At 64.3% G+C, this 18,589-nt stretch carries 18 protein-coding genes and 1 tRNA gene; 9 read left to right on the forward strand and 10 right to left on the reverse strand.

The window, feature by feature from the left end; translation table 11 throughout:
* Positions 1-98: 98 nt before the first annotated feature.
* The 4 genes from AB8808_RS13795 to AB8808_RS13810 all read right to left on the reverse strand — a co-directional run bounded on the left by AB8808_RS13795 (position 99) and on the right by AB8808_RS13810 (position 4,514).
* Positions 99-1,616: a SulP family inorganic anion transporter gene (locus AB8808_RS13795; protein WP_369930246.1), complete on the reverse strand. Its 1,518-nt coding sequence runs from the start codon at positions 1,614-1,616 to the stop codon at positions 99-101.
* A gap of 12 nt (positions 1,617-1,628) precedes the next feature.
* The gene (locus AB8808_RS13800; protein ID WP_036140723.1) at positions 1,629-2,318 is read right to left on the reverse strand and encodes a carbonic anhydrase; all 690 of its coding nucleotides are present in this window, start codon (positions 2,316-2,318) and stop codon (positions 1,629-1,631) included.
* 176 nt (positions 2,319-2,494) lie between these two features.
* Positions 2,495-2,866 carry a hypothetical protein gene (locus tag AB8808_RS13805; RefSeq protein ID WP_369930247.1) on the reverse strand — a complete coding sequence of 124 codons (372 nt, stop codon included), beginning with the start codon at positions 2,864-2,866 and terminating at the stop codon, positions 2,495-2,497.
* A 262-nt stretch (positions 2,867-3,128) separates the two neighbouring features.
* A complete protein-coding gene (locus AB8808_RS13810) occupies positions 3,129-4,514 on the reverse strand; it encodes a hypothetical protein (protein WP_036140721.1) in 1,386 nt (461 codons plus the stop codon).
* Positions 4,515-4,718: 204 nt separating this feature from the next.
* On the opposite strand from AB8808_RS13810, the gene rnt reads away from it, so the two are divergent.
* From rnt to phoU, 6 genes are all read left to right on the forward strand, one after another.
* On the forward strand, positions 4,719-5,378 hold the full coding sequence (gene rnt / locus AB8808_RS13815) for a ribonuclease T (RefSeq protein WP_369930248.1): 660 nt from the start codon (positions 4,719-4,721) through the stop codon (positions 5,376-5,378).
* Positions 5,379-5,577: 199 nt separating this feature from the next.
* Positions 5,578-6,540 (forward strand): phosphate ABC transporter substrate-binding protein PstS, encoded by a 963-nt coding sequence (pstS, locus tag AB8808_RS13820; protein WP_240003968.1) that lies wholly within the window; start codon positions 5,578-5,580, stop codon positions 6,538-6,540.
* A gap of 120 nt (positions 6,541-6,660) precedes the next feature.
* Positions 6,661-7,692, forward strand: a complete 1,032-nt coding sequence (pstC, locus tag AB8808_RS13825; protein WP_036140718.1) for a phosphate ABC transporter permease subunit PstC — start codon at positions 6,661-6,663, stop codon at positions 7,690-7,692.
* A complete protein-coding gene (pstA, locus tag AB8808_RS13830; RefSeq protein ID WP_036140717.1) occupies positions 7,692-8,561 on the forward strand; it encodes a phosphate ABC transporter permease PstA in 870 nt (289 codons plus the stop codon). The genes pstC and pstA overlap by 1 nt, the downstream gene beginning before the upstream one ends.
* Complete coding sequence (pstB, locus tag AB8808_RS13835) at positions 8,554-9,387, forward strand: phosphate ABC transporter ATP-binding protein PstB (protein WP_036140716.1); 834 nt, start codon at positions 8,554-8,556, stop codon at positions 9,385-9,387. Before pstA ends, pstB begins: the two co-directional genes overlap by 8 nt.
* Before the next feature lie 26 nt (positions 9,388-9,413).
* Positions 9,414-10,121 (forward strand): phosphate signaling complex protein PhoU, encoded by a 708-nt coding sequence (gene phoU, locus AB8808_RS13840; protein WP_369930249.1) that lies wholly within the window; start codon positions 9,414-9,416, stop codon positions 10,119-10,121.
* Positions 10,122-10,316: 195 nt separating this feature from the next.
* Here the strand turns inward: phoU and sugE are convergent, their stop codons facing one another.
* From sugE to rnr, 4 genes are all read right to left on the reverse strand, one after another.
* Entirely contained in the window at positions 10,317-10,640 is a 324-nt protein-coding gene (gene sugE / locus AB8808_RS13845) for a quaternary ammonium compound efflux SMR transporter SugE (protein ID WP_369930250.1), read from the reverse strand.
* Positions 10,641-10,777: 137 nt separating this feature from the next.
* Positions 10,778-11,086 (reverse strand): CBU_0592 family membrane protein, encoded by a 309-nt coding sequence (locus AB8808_RS13850; RefSeq protein WP_369930252.1) that lies wholly within the window; start codon positions 11,084-11,086, stop codon positions 10,778-10,780.
* Positions 11,083-11,829 (reverse strand): 23S rRNA (guanosine(2251)-2'-O)-methyltransferase RlmB, encoded by a 747-nt coding sequence (gene rlmB / locus AB8808_RS13855; protein WP_036140713.1) that lies wholly within the window; start codon positions 11,827-11,829, stop codon positions 11,083-11,085. Before rlmB ends, AB8808_RS13850 begins: the two co-directional genes overlap by 4 nt.
* Positions 11,826-14,582 carry a ribonuclease R gene (rnr, locus tag AB8808_RS13860; protein WP_369931259.1) on the reverse strand — a complete coding sequence of 919 codons (2,757 nt, stop codon included), beginning with the start codon at positions 14,580-14,582 and terminating at the stop codon, positions 11,826-11,828. The genes rlmB and rnr overlap by 4 nt, the downstream gene beginning before the upstream one ends.
* A 222-nt stretch (positions 14,583-14,804) precedes the next feature.
* Here rnr and AB8808_RS13865 point away from each other — a divergent pair.
* The 3 genes from AB8808_RS13865 to AB8808_RS13875 all read left to right on the forward strand — a co-directional run bounded on the left by AB8808_RS13865 (position 14,805) and on the right by AB8808_RS13875 (position 16,532).
* Positions 14,805-14,889 (forward strand) — tRNA-Leu (locus AB8808_RS13865).
* A 170-nt stretch (positions 14,890-15,059) separates the two neighbouring features.
* Positions 15,060-16,073: a DUF4272 domain-containing protein gene (locus tag AB8808_RS13870; protein ID WP_369930253.1), complete on the forward strand. Its 1,014-nt coding sequence runs from the start codon at positions 15,060-15,062 to the stop codon at positions 16,071-16,073.
* A gap of 9 nt (positions 16,074-16,082) precedes the next feature.
* Positions 16,083-16,532 carry an HIT family protein gene (locus AB8808_RS13875; RefSeq protein ID WP_369930254.1) on the forward strand — a complete coding sequence of 150 codons (450 nt, stop codon included), beginning with the start codon at positions 16,083-16,085 and terminating at the stop codon, positions 16,530-16,532.
* A 215-nt stretch (positions 16,533-16,747) separates the two neighbouring features.
* On the opposite strand, the gene AB8808_RS13880 is transcribed toward AB8808_RS13875, so the two are convergent.
* Positions 16,748-17,917, reverse strand: coding sequence for a glucosaminidase domain-containing protein (locus AB8808_RS13880; protein WP_369930255.1), 1,170 nt, complete (start codon positions 17,915-17,917; stop codon positions 16,748-16,750).
* A gap of 17 nt (positions 17,918-17,934) precedes the next feature.
* Positions 17,935-18,537, reverse strand: coding sequence for a hypothetical protein (locus AB8808_RS13885; protein ID WP_369930256.1), 603 nt, complete (start codon positions 18,535-18,537; stop codon positions 17,935-17,937).
* Positions 18,538-18,589: the final 52 nt, after the last annotated feature.

The following is an 18,589-nucleotide window of genomic DNA, read 5'->3' on the forward strand; positions in this document are numbered from 1 at the left end:
TGCTTCATTCGGTATAGCAACGTTGAGGAATCGCGCACATCGTGCGCTCCTACACGAGCCGTTCTAGGCCGTGCGGTTTCGCAGGCCGCGCGGCGAAGTTACGCGGCCTTGGGTGCGCCTTCGACACGGCGGCCGAGTTCGTGCCAGTCGACGACGAGTTCGCAGCCTCGCTTCGAGGCATTGCGGCCCCACTCACGTAGCAACTCCAGCGACGCCTGGTCGACGTGGACCAGGCGATCCATGCGCACGTTGAGGCGGGTGTTGGCCGGCACGGCCTCCAGCTTGCGTGCCATGGTCGGCACCTTGAGGAACGTGGCGGAGCCTTCCAGATGCAGCGTGGCGTGGCCGGGCTCGTCGTGGTGCTGCACGTCCATCTTCAGCTTGGACGAGAGCAGCGCCAGGCGGAACAGCGACAGGCCGAAGCCGACGATCACACCGGTGAGCAGGTCGGTCGCGACGATGGCGACCGTGGTGGCGACGTACACCGCCGCCGTGCCCTTGCCGTAGGCCGCCAGCGACTTGATCTGGCCAGGGTTGACCATCTTGACGCCGGTAAAAACGAGGATGCCGGCAAGGCACGAGACCGGTGTCATCCGCATCAGCCACGGCAGCAGCATCACGAAGGCCAGCAACCAGCCGCCGTGCAGGATGGCGGCCATGCGCGTGGCGGAGCCCGCCTGCACGTTGGCCGCGCTGCGCACGATCACGCCGGTCATCGGCAGTGCTCCGAGGAAACCGCAGATGAGGTTGCCCACGCCCTGCGCGGTCAGTTCGCGATCGTAGTTGGTGCGTACGCCCTCGTGCATGCGATCCACCGCCGCCGCCGACAGCAGCGTTTCGGCGCTGGCGATGAAGGCGAACGTGGCGGCGGCTACCAGCAGAGTGGCGTCGAACAGGCCAAACAGGCTGCCCATGCTGGGCAGGCTGACCGCCGAGAACAGGTTGGCCGGCACGTCCACGCGCTTCACGTCCACGGCGGTGAGCTGCGCGATCAGGGTCATCGCGACCACCGCCAGCAGCGCACCGGGCACAAAACGCAGCTTGGCCGGACGCAGTTTCTCCCAGCCGAGCATGATGGCGATGGTGCCGAGGCCGATCATCAGGGCGGCCGGGGCCTGCCCCTCCGCCGCACCGGTCACCGACTCCCACGCCGCAGCGGGCAGCGCCGCGAAATTCTCCAGGCCACGGGCCTTGGGGATGGCGTCGAGAAGCACATGCGACTGCGACGCCACGATGAGGATGCCGATGCCCGACAACATGCCCGCCACGACGGCAGGCGAGGTCATGCGAAACCAGACGCCGACCTTGCACAGGCCGGCGACGACCTGGATAAGGCCCGCCAGCAGCACGACGGGGCCGAGGGCGGCCACGCCGTGCTCACGCACCAATTCGAACACCAGGACCGCGAGGCCCGCCGCCGGGCCGCTGACCTGCAGCGGCGAACCGGCGATGGAGCCGACGATGATACCGCCCACGATGCCGGTGATCAGTCCCGCGCTGGGTGGCATACCCGACGCGATCGCGATCCCCATGCACAACGGCAGAGCGACAAGAAAAACGACCACCGAACCGAGGAGGTCGCGGCCAAAGAGGCCCTGGGAGAAATAAGCGCGCATGTCTGGCTTTCCTTAAGCGGCGTTTGCCACCGGCAGCGGCGTTGAGAAACGCGCGTGCGGTGTCGCGTCGGGCGCGTGGGCATCGCCGGCGACGAGGGGGCGGAACCGGCCTTCGAGGGGATCGAAGGCGGTGATTTCCGTCTGGGCGATGTCGTAGATCCAGCCGTGGATACGCAGGCTGCCGTTGGCGATGGCGGCAGCGACCGCCGGCAAGGTGCGCATGTGTTCCAACTGGCCGACCACGTTTTCTTCGGTAAGGTAGCGCAGACCTTCCTCGCCCATCATGGTGGGACGGTTCTCGGCGACGACGTAACGGGCCACGTCGGCATGCTTCAACCACTGCTCCACGGAGGGCTTGCCCTTCAGTACCGACGGGTTCTGCAGCGCCTTCATCGCGCCACAGTCGGAGTGGCCGCAGATCACGATGTGCTGGACCTTCAGCGCCGTGACCGCATACTCGATGGCCGCGACCACGCCGCTGACGTGCTGGGCATACGGCGGCACGATGTTGCCGACGTTGCGGTAGACGAACAGGTCGCCCGGCTGCGCGTTGAAGATCAGCTCGGGCATGATCCGCGAGTCGGCGCAGGTGATGAACATGGTGTGGGGTGTCTGGCCGGACGCCAGGCGGGTGAAGACCTCGCGCTGGTCGTCGGTCATGTTGCGGCGGAAGTTGTCGAAGCCCTGGATGAGACGTTCCATGGTGGTTTCTCTCTTCTTGGCGGAAAGGGGGCGCGAGCGCTCACGCTCGCGGCGGCCGGCAAAGGTGCCGACACGCGGGGAAAGGGAAAGGACATGGGGTTGCACAGGCCCCGGCATGGCGACGACGGTCGCGACACGGGCTGGCGGAAGCGGCGCGCGCGGGCGCCGCGAGGACATCAGGCGATGGGAGGGCGCAGGTCCAGGCTATGGTGATGCGCGTGCGGTTGGGGGCGCACGTCCGCATGGCCGGTGGTGGCGATGCGGGGTATCGACACGATGTGCAGGGGCGGCACGTCGAAGGTGTCGTCGAGGCCGCCGCCGCTGTTGTCTTCCAGCGAGGGCACGGCGTCTTGATCGTCGAAGGCGACGGTGTCGTCCGCGGCGGCGACATGGGCATGCTGCGTTGCATGTTCCTGGGCCATCGTCACCGACAGCGCCTCCGCCGCGGCGGGTGCGGCGCTGACGCCCATGCAGGCGACGAGCAACACGAAGAACACGAAGAACGTGCTTGCGAAGCGGCGCATGACGAGGGCGGCGGGGGTGTCCATGGGCCGAACCTACGACAGGCGCACCGGCGACCGCAAGTGTGGCGACGCAGCAAATTCAGGCATGACGCAGTTTTCTGTTCGAAAACGTGACGTGACAACGGTTTTGACGGCCTTTCGCCCGTCCCGACGGGGTGTAGGCATTCAGTTTGGACGTCCGGATGACGGCCCCGAGGGCTGAGATCATTCGCAACGCACAAAAAAAACGGCGGGCTTGCGCCCGCCGTCCGGTTCGTCCTTGAGCAGAACTCCGTTAGGATGCCCGTTAGAAGCTCAGCATGCCCCAGAAACCCACTTCGTTCGTCTTGTAGTGGTACGGGGTAGCAAAGGGACCGTCCAGCTTGTTGTGCTTGTAGACGAGTGCCAGCTTCAGATTCTTCAGCACATCGTACGACACGCCTGCGTTGTAGTACTTGTCGTTGAGCTTCTCTTCGACGTTCAGCAGGTTGTTGTACTTGTAGTTGAGCTTGTCGGCGCGCGCGAAGACGGCGAACTGCTCGTAGAAGTGCCAGTCGGCCCAGACCGAGTAACCGTCGGCCTTGTCCTTGGTGGTGTTGGTAGCGGCACCCACACCCGGACCCGCGCCCTGGTACTTCAGGATGTCGTCCCAGTTCTCGGAGTGGAAGTACTCCACGCCCGCGCCCCAGGTCTTGTCGCGCCAGGCCAGCAGCACGTCGCCACGGGTGGCGGTGCGGGTCGGGGCGCCGTTCTCGACGTCGTTGCCGCGCTTGCCGGTGTAGCCACCGATGGCGATCACCATCTGCTCGATCGGCGAGTAGGCGAAGCGGCCTTCGGTGTCGACGCTCTTGGAGCGGCTCAGGTTGCGGAAGCCGCGACCGTTGACGACCGACAACTGGTAGTTGACGGCGTTGTCGCCGGTGGTGGCACCCATGGCATGGATACCCCAGTCGGACGAGTTGCCGAACGAGCCCACGCCGCCGGCCGTCGCGGTGCCGCCACTGCGGCCGCCTTCGAACGAACGATCGGTGATGGTGTTCTCGACGTAGCGGTAGCCGTACCACTTCTCGACGAACGGGATCCAGGGCATGTCGGCCGCACCGAAGCGCACGGTGAAGAGCGGGTCGAACTTGCCCTGCACGTAGGCCTTCTTCACGAACAGGCTGGTCTGCGACAGCGTGGACTGGTAGTTGAAGTCCGTGGTCAGGTTGGCCGACCAGACGTCGTCGAACTTGTGGTCGACCGTCAGGTAGAAGCGCTTGACGTCGAAACCGGTACCGTTGGTCGAGCCGTGGCCGTCCTTCTGGAGCGAGCGGGCGTTGCCGATCTTCTCGTCGTGATCCTGGTTGGTGGCGTCGAAGAACATCGTGCCGCCGACCTTGGTGTTGTCCACCAGCTTGTTCAGCGCGTCGAGCTTCTTGGCCAGTTCGTCGGTCGGCTTGGCCGCCGCCACCTGCGTGTCGTTGACCACCTTGGCGGTTTCGATCTGGGCGTCAGCCTGGGCTTCCTGCTTGGCCTGCAGGTCGGCGACCTGGGACTGGAGGGCGGCCAGCTGCGCCTGCAGCTGCTGGAGGGTGGCGGCGTCGACCGTGACACGGGCCGGCTGCTGCGACTTCGGCGTGGCCGCGAGGGCCGCGAAGCTCGTCAGGCCCAGACCGGCGGCGATGGCCACCGTGAGCAACTTGGAACGCATTGGGATTTCTCCGCTGTATGAAATGTGTGTAGACCCCTGTGCCCCTGCTGAGTCTTTTCTGTCCGAAAATCCTCAAGCAGGGCCAACGGCGCGAAGAATGAGCCGTGGGGTTTACCGTTCCATGCCCTTTTTGTGACAGATCGAAGACACGCGCACATCCGCTTAACGCGGACGCACCGCGCCCCCGGCTGATATCCTTTAAGGATGGATACGACGAGTAACAGCACCGCTTCGAGCATGTCAGCGCGGTTCCGGGGGTTTTTGCCGGTCATCGTGGATGTGGAAACCGGGGGATTCGACGCGGAGCGCGACGCGCTGCTCGAGATCGCCGTGGTCGTGGTGACGATGGAGCCCTCGGGCCTCCTGGTGCCGCAGCCGGCCGTGGCGGCCAACGTGGAGCCCTTCCCGGGCGCCAACATCGACCCGCGTTCGCTCGAGATCACCGGCATCGACCCGGATCACCCCTTTCGCGGCGCCCTGCCCGAGCGCCAGGCCCTGGACCATGTGTTCCAGGCCGTGCGCGACGCCGTCAAGGCCGCCGATTGCCAGCGTGCCGTGCTGGTGGGCCATAACGCCGCGTTCGACCTGGCCTTCCTCAACGCCGCCGTGCGCCGCACGGGGCACAAGCGCAACCCCTTCCATCCCTTCAGCTGCTTCGACACCGCCACGCTGGGCGGCCTGGCCTACGGGCAGACGGTGCTGAGCAAGGCCGTGCTCGCCGCGGGGCTGTCGTTCGACACCCGCGAAGCCCATTCGGCGATCTACGACGCGGAGCGGACCGCCGAGCTTTTCTGCCGGATCGTCAACCGCTGGCGTCATCTGGAGCTGGCAGAACGCGACCAGGCGGCCCCGATCGTCGTCTGAGGGGTTTCGTAAGTTCCTGAATATGACACCAAAAAGGCGAGTGTCATGAGGCTGCAACATTCAGTACGTCTCATTGCAACACGGCAGGGCTGCAATACGGCCCCAGGCGTACAAGCCTGACACTCATCCATCCGAGGACCACCCCGTGTTCACACGTAAACTCCGCATCGCCGCGCTCGTCGCCGCATCCCTGTTCGGTATGTCCGCCCAGGCCACCGATATCACGGGCGCAGGCTCGAGCTTTGTTTACCCCGTGCTGTCGAAGTGGTCCGCCACCTATGCCGAAGCCACCGGCAACAAGCTGAACTACCAGTCGGTCGGTTCGGGTGCGGGCATTGCCCAGATCAAGGAAGGCACCATCGACTTCGGCGCGTCCGATGCCCCGATGAGCGCCGAAGACCTCGCCAAGTTCGGCCTGGGCCAGTTCCCGGTCGTGGTCGGCGGCATCGTGCCGATCGTTAACCTCCAGGGCGTCGCCCCGGGCCAGCTGAAGCTCAACGGCAAGGTGCTGGCCGACATTTACCTGGGCAAGGTCGCCAAGTGGAGCGATCCCGAGATCGCCGCGCTCAACCCGGGCGTGAAGGTTCCCGACGTCAAGATCACCGTCGTGCACCGTTCGGACGGTTCCGGCACCTCGTTCAACTTCACCAACTACCTGTCCAAGGTCAGCCCGGAGTGGGCCTCGAAGGTGAAGTTCGGCACAGCCGTGGAATGGCCGGCTGGCGTCGGCGGCAAGGGTAACGAAGGCGTGTCGCAGTACGTGCGCCAGATCCCGGGCTCGATCGGCTACGTCGAATACGCTTACGCCACCAAGAACAAGCTCTCGTACACCCAGATGCAGAACGCCGCCGGTACGTGGGTGCAGCCGAACGCCGAGGCCTTCGGTGCCGCCGCTGCCACCGCCGACTGGAAGTCCGCCAAGGACTTCAACCTGATCATGACCAACGCTCCGGGCGCGCAGGCCTGGCCGATCACCGCCACCACGTGGGCGATCATGTACAAGAAGTCCAAGAACGCCTCGCACAGCAAGGTCGCCTTCGATTTCTTCAAGTGGTCGCTCGAGAAGGGCCAGGCGCAGGCCGCTTCGCTCGACTACGTCGCCCTGCCGGCGCCGCTGGTCCAGCAGATCGAAGCCTACTGGGCGTCGGAGTTCAAGAACTGATTCGACACCGATGGGTCGGCTGACACATCCGCGGCCCACAGTATCGTCCAGGCGGGTCGCCGTTCCGACAGGAGCGGCGACCCACATGTTTGAAAGGCCTTTCGGGAATTCGCACCGACCATGCACGCCACCGTCAGCAACGCCGTAGCCGATCGGGAACGCCAGGCGGAAGCTTCCCGCAACGCGCGGGACACGCGTAACGACCGGATATTCGGCTGGGCATTGAAAGCCTGCGCCCTCCTGGTCCTGGTCTGCCTCGTCGGCGCCGCCGCCTCCACGCTGTGGCTGGGCCGCGACGCCTTCGCCACGTTCGGCTGGGGCTTCCTCACCAGCGCCGAGTGGGACCCGACCAACAACCGCTATGGCGCCCTGGTTCCCGTCATGGGCACCGTGGTTACCGCGCTCATCGCCCTGATCTTCGCCGTGCCGGTCAGCTTCGGCATCGCCCTCTTCCTCACCGAAATCGCGCCCGGCTGGCTGCGCGGTCCGGTCAGCTCGGCCATCGAACTGCTGGCCGGCATTCCGTCGATCATCTACGGCATGTGGGGTCTTTTCATCTTCGCGCCCTTCGTGGCCGCGCATATCAAGCCGTGGCTGATGAACAACCTCAGCACGGAGCCACCGGACGGCCAGGTGTCGTGGCTGGTGCAGCACGTGCCCTGGATCGCGAAGTTCTTCTCCAGCGAATACCCGTTCTTCGGCGCCGGTGTGCTCACCGCGGGCCTGGTGCTGGCGGTGATGATCATCCCGTTCATTTCCTCGGTGATGCGCGAGGTTTTCCAGACCGTACCCACCCGGCTGAAAGAGTCGGCATACGCGCTGGGTTCCAGCACGTGGGAAGTGGTGTGGGACATCGTGGTGCCTTACACCCGCACGGCAGTGATCGGCGGCATCTTCCTCGGCCTGGGCCGCGCACTGGGCGAGACCATGGCGGTCGCCTTCGTGCTGGGCAACACCTTCCAGTTCACCCCGTCCATCCTCGAGACCGGCAGCTCCATCGCCTCCACCATCGCCAACCAGTTCGGCGAAGCGGAGGGCCTGCAGAAATCGGCACTCATGGCGCTCGCCTTCCTGCTGTTCGTGGTGACCTTCATCGTGCTGCTGATCGCGCGACTCATGCTCCGCCGCCTGGCGACCAAGGAGGGCACCTGATGTCCGCCTCGCTGTATACCCGGCGCCGTATCAAGAACATCCTCGCGATGGTCTTCAGCGTGCTCGCCACCGGCATCGGCCTGCTGTTCCTGGCGTGGATCCTCTGGGAAACCCTGAGCCAGGGCATCGCCGGCCTCCGGCCGCAGCTGTTCACCAAGATCACCGCGTACCGCGAGGAAGGCGGCCTGGCCAACGCCATGGTCGGCAGCCTCATCCTCAACGTGATCGGCATCCTGATCGCCACGCCCATCGGCGTCGCCGCCGGCACCTGGCTGGCGGAATACTCGCGCCGCTCGCGGCTGGGGCCGACCATCCGCTTCCTCAACGACATCCTGCTCTCGGCACCGTCGATCGTGCTGGGCCTGTTCGTCTATACCGTGATCGTGCTGCCGTCCAAGTGGCTGACCGGCGGTGATGTGACCTTCTCCGGCATCGCCGGCGGCATCGCCCTGGCCCTCATCGCCCTGCCCGTCATCGTCCGCACCACCGACGAAATGCTGCGGCTGGTACCCGGCACGCTGCGCGAGGCGGCGCTGTCGCTGGGCGTGCCGCAGTGGAAGCTGACCCTGCAGATCCTGGTGCGCTCCGCGCGCTCTGGCATCGTCACGGGCGTGCTGCTGGCCCTGGCTCGCATCAGTGGCGAAACGGCGCCCCTGCTGTTCACGGCGTTCGGCAACAACTTCATGACCTTCAACCCCATCGACAAGATGCCCAGCCTGCCGCAGGTCATCTACGAATACACGAAGGACCCCAGCCCGGACATCAACACCCTGGCCTGGGCAGGCGCCTTCGTGCTCACCATGTTCGTGCTGGCGCTCAGCCTTACCGCCCGCTTCGTCTTCTCGCGTTCCAAGGTGTCCAATGACTAATCTCAACGAAGTCGCGTCCAAGCCCGGATTCGGCACCTCGCCGCACGCCGCCGCCGTCGACCTCGGCCAGGCGGCGCCGAAGATGACCGTGCGCGACCTCAACTTCCACTACGGTGAGTTCCACGCGCTGAAGAACATCGCGATGGACGTGCCGGAGAAGAAGGTCACCGCCATCATCGGGCCGTCCGGTTGCGGCAAGTCCACCCTGCTGCGCATCTTCAACCGCATCTACGCGATCTATCCCAGCCTGCGCGCCAGCGGCGAGATCGTGCTGGACGGCGAGAACATCCTCGACCCGAAGTACTCGCTCAACCGCCTGCGCAGCAAGGTCGGCATGGTGTTCCAGAAGCCGGTACCGTTCCCGATGACCATCTTCGAGAACGTGGCCTACGGCATTCGCCACCACGAGAAGCTCAACCGCAGCGACATGGAGGGCCGCGTGGAGCAGGCCCTGCGCGGCGCCGCGCTGTGGGACGAGGTGAAGGACAAGCTCAAGCAGAGCGCGCTCGGCCTCTCCGGCGGTCAGCAGCAGCGCCTGTGCATCGCGCGCGGCATCGCGCTGAAGCCGGAAGTACTGCTACTGGACGAACCCACGTCCGCACTCGACCCGATCGCCACCAGCCGCATCGAGCAACTGGTGGAAGAACTGAAAAGCCAGTTCACCATCGTGATCGTGACGCACAACATGCAGCAGGCGGCGCGCTGCTCGGACATGACCGCGTTCATGTACATGGGCGAGCTGATCGAGTTCGACCGGACCGAGAAGATCTTTACCAAGCCGGATAAGAAGCAGACCGAAGACTACATCACCGGCCGGTTCGGCTGAGCGCTCCCCACTTCGAGGCACCCGCGATGAACAACCCGCACGAACACATCATCAAGAGCTACGACGGCGAACTGAAGCGCCCCACCGGCGAGATCGTCCGCATGGGCGAACTGGCCGTGGCGCAGCTGGAGGCCGCCATCGACGTGGTGGAACGTCGCGACGAGCGCGCGGCGCAGCGGGTGGTCGACAACGACGACGCGCTGGATGCCCTCGAACAGGAAGTCAGCCAGGACGTGGTCCGTCTGCTCGCCCTGCGCGCGCCCATCGCCGGCGACCTGCGCAACGTGTTCGCGGCGCTGCGCATCGCCGCCGATATCGAGCGCATCGGCGACTACGCCGCCAATGTCGCCAAGCGTTCCATCCCGCTCAGCCGCGTGGCGCCGATCAGCGCCGCCGGCGGCCTGAAGAACCTGGCCGAACTGGCCGCCGAGCAGCTGCGCAACGTGCTCAAGGCCTACGACGCGCAGGACGCCGAAGCCGCCTATGAAGTGTGGAAGTCGGACGCCGACCTCGACGAGGCTTACACCGTGGTGTTCCGTGCATTGCTGACGTACATGATGGAAGACCCGCGCAACATCACGCCGTGCACCCATCTGTTGTTCATGGCGAAGAACATCGAACGCATCGGCGACCACGCCACCAACATCGCCGAGAACGTCTGGTTCGTCGTGCATGGCGAGCCGCTGGTCGCGCCACGGATCAAGCGCGATACCACCGCCAATCCGGATATGTAACATCGATCGGGCGCGTGGAGCCGTTTCGCGTGAGGCGGCCGTTCCGCGCCCGATCGTGGATCGCGCACATCGTGCGCTCCTACCCATCGACGCATCCACGATCACGCTACCCGCCCAGGTAGGAGCGCACGATGTGCGCGATAAACGGTCACGTCAACCGTGCAGGTAGGAGCGCACGATGTGCGCGATCCAGGGTTACTCAGACGCCGGCGTCAGCTTCAACCCCAGAATCCCCAGCACGATCAGCCCGACGCACACCAGCCGCAACGGCTGCGCCGACTCACCGAACAACACGATACCGAAAATCACCGCGCCGACGGCGCCGATGCCCGTCCACACCGCGTACGCCGTGCCCAGGGGAAGCTGTTTCGTCGCGAAGGCCAGCAGCATGATGCTCACCAGCATCGCGCCCACGGTGAGGACGCTGGGCACCAGACGGGTAAAGCCCTCGGTGTACTTGAGGCCGACGGCCCAGGCGATTTCGAAAAAGCCGGCCACGACAAGAATCAACCAATACATGGGAGTGTGCTCCGCAAGAGCGGGGTCGTCCCCGCGGAGATGGTGCGCGTTCCGGGGTCGTCCCCGGAAGCGGGCCGGCATTGCGCCGACCCTCTGCCATTATACGGAGCGTGCGTAACCCCGCGCTGACCCGCTCGTCAGACGGAGGGGCCGACGGTCGGACCGGTGGAACCGGTCGTGGGATCGGCCGCGGCCTTGCGTACCTTCGCGCCACGGACGATGCCGTAGACGCTGATCAGGAACCAGGCCAGCTCCTGCACGAACGCCGACAGGTTGAACATGCCGAACACCAGCGACAGCAGGATGCCGAACGCACCCAGCAGGTTCATCACCTGATAGGCGCAACCCTGGCCGGACACCTTGTGCGCCTGGAGCAGGAGGAAGGCGATCAACACCAGTGCCACGCCGACCAGACCCGCCCAGTCGTGCCAGAACATCGCATTCATTTCTTCGCACCTCGCTGACGCAATGCCTCGAACAGGACGACACCCGTGGCGACAGAGACATTGAGGCTCTCCATCCCGCCGGGCATCGGTATCTTCGCCACGAAATCGCAGGTATCGCGGGTGAGCCGACGCATGCCGTCACCCTCGCTACCCATCACCAGCGCCACCGGCCCCTTCAGGTCGATCGCGTAGATGGACTGGTCGGTGTCGCCGTCCAGCCCGGTGATCCAGACGCCCGCGTCCTTCAGCAGGCGCAGGGCGCGGGCGAGGTTGGTCACCGCGATCAGCGGCACCAGGTCGGCGCCACCGGCGGACGCGCGGCGCACCGTGGGGGTGATGCCTACTGCGCGATCCTTGGGCACCACCACCGCCGTCACCTTGGCCGCTGCCGCACTGCGCAGGCATGCGCCCAGGTTGTGCGGGTCGGTCACGCCGTCCAGTATGAGCACCAGCGCATCCGCCCCTGCCGCCTCGAGCAACGCCGGCAAGGCGCTCTCGTCGCGCAGCGGCGGCGTTTCGTAGCGTGCGATGACGCCCTGGTGGCGTGCTTCGCCACCGAGCTTTTCCAGCTGTTCCTTGGCCACCGGCTTGACGATCAGGCCGAGCTTGCGCGCCTGTGCCGCGATCTCGGCGATACGGGCGTTCTTCGAACCCTGCTCGATCAGTACTTCACGGATACGATCCGGGTCGTTGACGAGTGCGCCCTCGACCGGATTGATGCCTACGATCCACGACTCGCTCATGCTTGCGGCTTGCTCCTGGGTTTACGCGGACCACGACGCGTCGTGGACTTCTTCGCCGGTGCCTGCTCCGCCGTCGGTGTGTCCGTCGTCGGTGCGTGCGATGGTGCCGCGGCCTGCTTCCTGGCGGTTTTCTTCGCGGCCGGAGCCGACGAGCGGCCTTCGGTCGACACACCCGCACCCGCCGGCGCGCCACCGCGCTTCGATGTCGCCCTGCCCCGTGCCGGAGCCTCCGAAGATGGCGACGGCGACGTGTCGCGCGTGTCGTCGCGACGCGGCCCACGACGGTTGCCCGAGCGGTTGTCGTCCTGGCGCGGTTCACCACCGCCCGCCTGACGCGGGCCGCGCTGGCGGGAGCCCCGCTGCGACGAACGCTCCGAGCGATCGGCCGTGGTTTCCGCCGCCGCCGAACGCTCCGGACGGGCTTTCGGCGCGATCGGTTCCTCGACGGCCACCGGTGCCGGAGTCTTCTTGCCGAAGATGCGGCCGACGGCTTTCTTCGCCGCACGACCCATCGCCCTGCCCGCTTCCATCATGCCCGAGCGCGGCGCGGCGACCGGTGCGGCCACCTTCGGTGCGGGCTTGGGCAGCGCGGCCAGCCGTGCGATGAGGCGGAAGTCGATCTTGCGGTCTTCCAGGCTGGCGCGCAGCACCTGCACGCTTACGTAGTCGCCCAGGCGATACGCCGCGCCGGTGCGCTCACCCTGCAGGAGGTGACGTACCGGATCGAACTTGTAGTAATCGTTGGGTAGCTGCGAGACATGCACCAAACCCGACACGCGCGAGGCGGCCAGCTCGACGAACAGCCCGAACGAGGTGACGCCGGTGATGGTGCCGGCGAATTCCTCGCCCACGTGTTTCTCCATCCAGGCGCACTTGAAGCGCTCGTCCACGTCGCGCTCGGCTTCCTCGGCACGCCGCTCGCGCTGCGAGCAATGGATGGCCATGGCGGACATCTGCGTGTCGCTGTAGATGTATTCCGACGGCTTGCCCCGCGTGATCGCGTAGCGGATCGCACGATGGACCAGCAGATCGGGGTAACGGCGGATCGGCGAGGTGAAGTGTGCGTACGCATCCAGCGCCAGGCCGAAGTGACCCTGGTTTTCCGGGTGGTAGATGGCCATGCTCTGCGCGCGCAGCAGCACCGACTGGATCAGCTCCGCCTCGGGGCGGTCCTGCACCTTCTTCAGCAGCGCAGAGAAATCCGCAGGCGTGACTTCGTCGGCCGGCGGCATCTTCAGCTTGAACTCCTTGAGGAACTGCAGGAGGTCTTCGTATTTCTCGGCCGGGGGCGTGGCATGCACGCGGTACAGCGCAGGCACCTTGCGCTTGGTGAGGAACCGCGCCGCCTGCACGTTGGCGGCGATCATGCATTCCTCGATCATCTTGTGCGCGTCGTTGCGATCCGAAGCGCCCATCGACTGCACATCGCCCGCTGGCCCCAAGCGGAACTTGACTTCCGGGGTCTCGAAATCGATGGCGCCGCGGCGCTTGCGTGCCTTGGCCATCACCTTGTACAGCTTGTGCAGGGTTTCCACCTGCGGCAGCACGTCGGCGATCTCGTCGCGCACGTCGGCATTGCGCTCGCCCACGGCCTGCCAGACCTTGTTATAGGTGAGGCGCGCATGCGAGAACATCACCGCGTCGTAGAACTTGGAGCGGGTGACCTCGCCTTCCTCGTCGATCTCCATGTCGCAGACCATGCACAGGCGCTCGACCTTCGGCATCAGCGAGCAGATGCCGTTGGACAAGGTCTCCGGCAGCATTGGCACGACGAACCCGGGGAAATAGGTGGACGTGCTGCGGTTGTAGCCTTCGACGTCCAGCGGGGTACCCACCGGCACGTAGTGCGAGACGTCCGCGATGGCCACGATCATGCGGAAACCGCCGTCCTTCAGGGACTCGGCATACACCGCGTCGTCGAAGTCGCGTGCGTCTTCGCCGTCGATGGTGACCAGGGGCAGCTTGCGGATGTCCGTGCGACCCTTGCGTTCTTCCGAGGTGACCTTGGGCTCGATTTCCTCGGCCTGGCGGATGACCTGCGGCGGAAACTCGTGCGGCAGGTCGTGGCTGGCGATGGCCATCTCGACCACCAGCGACGGTTGCAGGCGCTCGCCGAGCACGGCGCGCACGGTGCCCATGGGGCCGCGCTGCTGGGTCGGCGGATCGGTGATTTCCACCACGACGATCTCGCCCGAGCGGGCACCGGCGTCGCGGCCGGCGGGAATCATGATGTTCTGGTGCAGGCGGCGATCGTCCGGCTCGACCAGGGTCACGCCGTTCTCGATCACCACGCGCCCGACCATCCGCGGCGAGCGGCGCTCCAGCACTTCCACGATGGCGCCCTGGCGGCGGCCGCGACGGTCGATGCCGACCACGCTGGCGAGCACGCGATCGCCGTGGAGCACGCTGCGCATCTGCTGCGGCGAGAGGTAGAGGTCGTCGCCGCCCTCGTCCGGACGCAGGAAGCCGTAGCCCTCGGCATTGGCGATGACGCGACCGGGGATCAGGCTGAGTTTCTGCGCCGGCGCGTAGTCGCCACGGCGGTTACGCAGCAGCTGGCCGTCGCGGACCATGGCGCCCAGGCGCTTGTTGAGGGCGACGATCTCGTATTCGTCGAACAGGCGCAGCGCCCGGGCGATGTCGTATTCAGCCAGCAGCTCGCCGCGTTCCTCCAGCAGGGCCAGGATGGCCTCGCGGCTGGGGATAGGCTTCTCGTAGCGCTGGGCTTCGCGCTCGGCATGGGGATCGACCACGGCATGCGCCGGGGTGTTGCCTTCCGGCGCCTTGCCGGCGCGGCTGGCCTTGGGTTTACGGGGACCGCGTTCGGTATCCGAACCTTTCGTTTTCTTTGTCACGTAAGAACCTTTGAAGGGGGATGGGAAATAGTTTCACATCCGGGGTGCAAAATAGTTGACAAGCATACTCGACCTACCTAATCTACGCGGCTCACGGGGCAGCGATGCTTCGGGACACCTGCCCAGGTGGCGGAATTGGTAGACGCACTAGTTTCAGGTACTAGCGGGTAAAACCGTGGAGGTTCGAGTCCTCTCTTGGGCACCAATTATAGACGAAGCCTCGCAGCGATGCGGGGCTTTGTTGTTTCCAGGGTTCAGGAAAGCCTCGCGATAGAATCGTCGGAACCTGCGAAGGAAGCCTCCTCCATGTTCACACGCCTCACATCGATGCTCTCGTCCCCCACGGGCGGCGACCCGGACGCAAGCGAACTCCGCTTGAACGTCTATGCCACGGTAAGCACGCTACCCGCACTCGATTTTCCCCATCGCGTGCTCGGACAGCGCGCCCTGGGCGACCCCGACCTGATTGGGCACCTCGAGGGATTCATCGGCTATGTGCTCAGCCGCGGCGACGGTGAGATGACGCGCGTGCGCTATCACCTCATGCGGCACCTGCAGAGGGTGCAGCATCACGTCAGCCTGAGCGTCGCGCCATCCGCCCTCCCCACGTTCTCGCGATGGACCGAACGGGCAAACGCGGTGGTCTTTCACGACGACGGAAGCGTCCGCGACACGGCTGGCCGCGTGCTTATCGACAGTGAGGGCGACGGCGATCCTGCCGCGGACGTCCCCTATCCCGCCGATGCCGTGGCGAGGAAAGCCGTCATCGAGACCGAACTCTCGGAGAAAGGCATACACACCTCGACCAGCCTGCCACCGGTGGTCGGTGAGGAAGAAGCCCAATGGCGTACACCGGCGGATGTCGTCGGACGCGTGATGGCCTTGCTTTTCGTAAGCGCCTATGCCGAAGGCATCCGCGACGGCGAACGGCTCGATGTCGAACATATGCGCGAGCGCCTCCCAGGAGCCTTCCCGTATCTGTCGCCGGACGAACAAGCGTTCCTCCAGGCCGAGAACCCGGATGAGCACCTCGTCACCCAGATGGGTTGGCGCTACGAGAGCATGGCGACCCTGGCCTGGGCGGCAGGACTTTGGTCGGACCACCCTGCACCGGATACGATTTGCGAAGTCGCCGGCCTCACGGCCAGCCTGCTCGACGATGCGGAGCATGGAATGCCGGCTACGCGTGACCTGCGTCTCACCGATGATATCCTCGACGCGCTCGACATGACCTTCCGCACGCATTGGGTCATACGCGAGGCTGAGCTCGGCCGCCGCGACTTCCCTCCCCATGTCATCCCGGGCGTGATCCAGGAACGTCATCACGCGCTGAACTGGCTTGTGCGCTTCGAGCAGGCCGAATGGGATGACGTGACGACGCCGACATAGTGGATATGCATGAAGAACGCACCTCCCGGATACTTATGCCCGTTCTGCGGTATCGCCGAGACGCTGCCGCTGCCGGCGCCGGAATCGGCGGTCGTCCTGATCGAAAGCACTGTATTCGCGTTGGTGCCCACGCACTACTACGGTGGGATAAAAGGCAATTGTCTGGTGATACCGCGGAAGCACCATGAAAACGTCTTGGATATCCCGGACGATCTTGGAAACGACTTCTTTCGCGCCACGCGCCGACTAGCGCAGGCGATGCGGAGCGTTTTTAAGTGCGATGGAATCTCCACCCGCCAGCATAATGGACCTGCCGGCAACCAGGATGTCTGGCACTACCACTTACATGTCTTTCCACGATACGACAACGACGGACTGTATGCGGGGAAGAAGTCGTCCTACTCGACCGAGGAACGGATCGAGCTTGCGTACAGTTTGCGAACTGCGATGACTCCCTGATATCCAATGCAAAATCTTATTCACGACGGCCGCCGCCTTTCGTTCTTAATATAGGATCCAAGCTTCAGCCTAGACTGATACCTCAGAGCTAGATCGTTGTCGTATCCATCTCCACACGAATCCCACGGGTAGCCACGAACATCGTCACATACTGAACTGGCTTGTGCGTTTCGAGCAGGCCGAATGGGATGATGTGACGACGCCGACCTGAGCCGCTACCTCTGCATGGTCGGAGGAGACTGCTGCGGATCCTGGGACGGTTGCGAGACAGCCTGCTGCTGGTTCTGCTGAAGGCGAGCCTGTTCGTTGGCTTGAATATGAGTTGCTGCTTCGGCACTGGACTGTGCCAGGGGCGTCTGGACCGCCTGCACGACGTCGACATCGATGTGCTGCTTGAACGGCGACTTCATGTCTCCCTGGACCGCGTAAGCCCGGCTTGCGTCATCCGATAGCACGACGTGGTCGATGCGACTGAAGCCGGCGGCCGTGGCGGCTGAGACGAGGCTTCCCGAAAGCATCTGGCTATGAGCCCCCGTTTCGCGCTGGTGATCCTTATCGAGCTGCGCGACACAGCGGAATGCCTGGTCGTACATGCCCTTGGCGGGGTGATCGACATCCATCATGCTGGGCAATCTCTGCGCTTTTAAGGCTTCCGCCAAAGCAGCCTGCGTGGCTTTCCCCGCCACACCATCCTGGTGAAGCCCTTGATCATGCTGAAACGCCCTCACCGCGTGGTCCGTACCCGTACCGAAATCCTTGTCTGGCCTTAGTGCACGACCGTTTGCGTCGCTATACCCGAGGGACGTCAGGGATGCCTGCAGGGCACCTACGTCGTCACCTTTCTCACCTTTGCGCAACGGACGATCATGGTCCGCACCATGGGATTGCGGTGCCCTTCCTTCGGCAAGCTCGATCCCCGCTCTCAAGCTAGGCCCCTTGCCTATCTTGACGAGTTTCTCTGCGTAGTTAGAGTCGGTAGCGTAGCCGGCCTTCGCTATGGCCTCTGCTTCCTTTTCTAGATGACCTTTTACCTCGGGCTTATACAGGCCTGCTTTTTCGTACCTATGATTATCTTCAAGAAACTTGGCGCGATCAGCCATAGACTCGGCATACGAATCGTAGACGCGAAACTTTTCCTTGGACATGTACACCGCACCCGTCTTCTTATCTTCCTCAGGTACGGTGAATTCTGCTGACTTACCTTTCCAGCCTGCATCCGCCTTGATGTTGTAAAGGTTATTCGTACCAGGCAGGACTTTCTGGCCCCATCCCGTTTCAAGGGCGGTCTGGGCAAGAACGATCTCTACCGACGACCCCGTGTCTTCTGCGATCTTCTTCGCGCCGGGATAGATATCTGCAATGAACTGCTCTTGACGGGTCGCCATGTCGCTCTCCTTGTCGATCAGGGGGTCGGGCTTGCGGTGAACGACTTACGTGTATCCGGGTCTTGAAGGTTGAAATATTTCCCCGTTACGACAATCTTTCCGTTTTCCATACGAAAATTATCGGCTCCCGCTTCGACCCATGTAGACGGCGTACGGCCAGCCTGCGCTGCGATCACTTTTCCGGTTGATTCGATGCGCCCGGTCACCTTATCCATCGTGACGACATCAACGAAGGTCTGCGACAGAGCTTGGGCCTGCGATGTGTCCGACTGGACCAGCGCATAGATCTTCCCGGCATCGGATAAGCAGTGCGTGGCACGATTCTGGTAGCGATTGGGAGGCAATGGTATGCGGACAGACCACCGAATACGATGCGTTTTCTTCTCTTCCAGGTATACGTACGCCCTTCCATTCATGGCGTCTTGGTCAGTAATGTCACCAGCGACGCACTGCAGCCCCTCGCCCGCGTCGACTTTGGCGTAGCTCTGGAATCCGGTGGGGATATTGGCAGCACTGCTGACGAACGGCATTCCCAAGAGGAGAAACAGGACTGCGAGGGGCAATATCTTGCGGTGAACGCCATGCCCAACATTTTCCGGCGAAGTGCGTTTTCCGTTCATGGTCGGCTCCTTGCACTAGTTGTTATAACCGCTTTCTTCACGTGCTTCGATT

The organism is Xanthomonas sp. NCPPB 2632 (assembly GCF_041228075.2).
Classification (GTDB): domain Bacteria; phylum Pseudomonadota; class Gammaproteobacteria; order Xanthomonadales; family Rhodanobacteraceae; genus Luteibacter.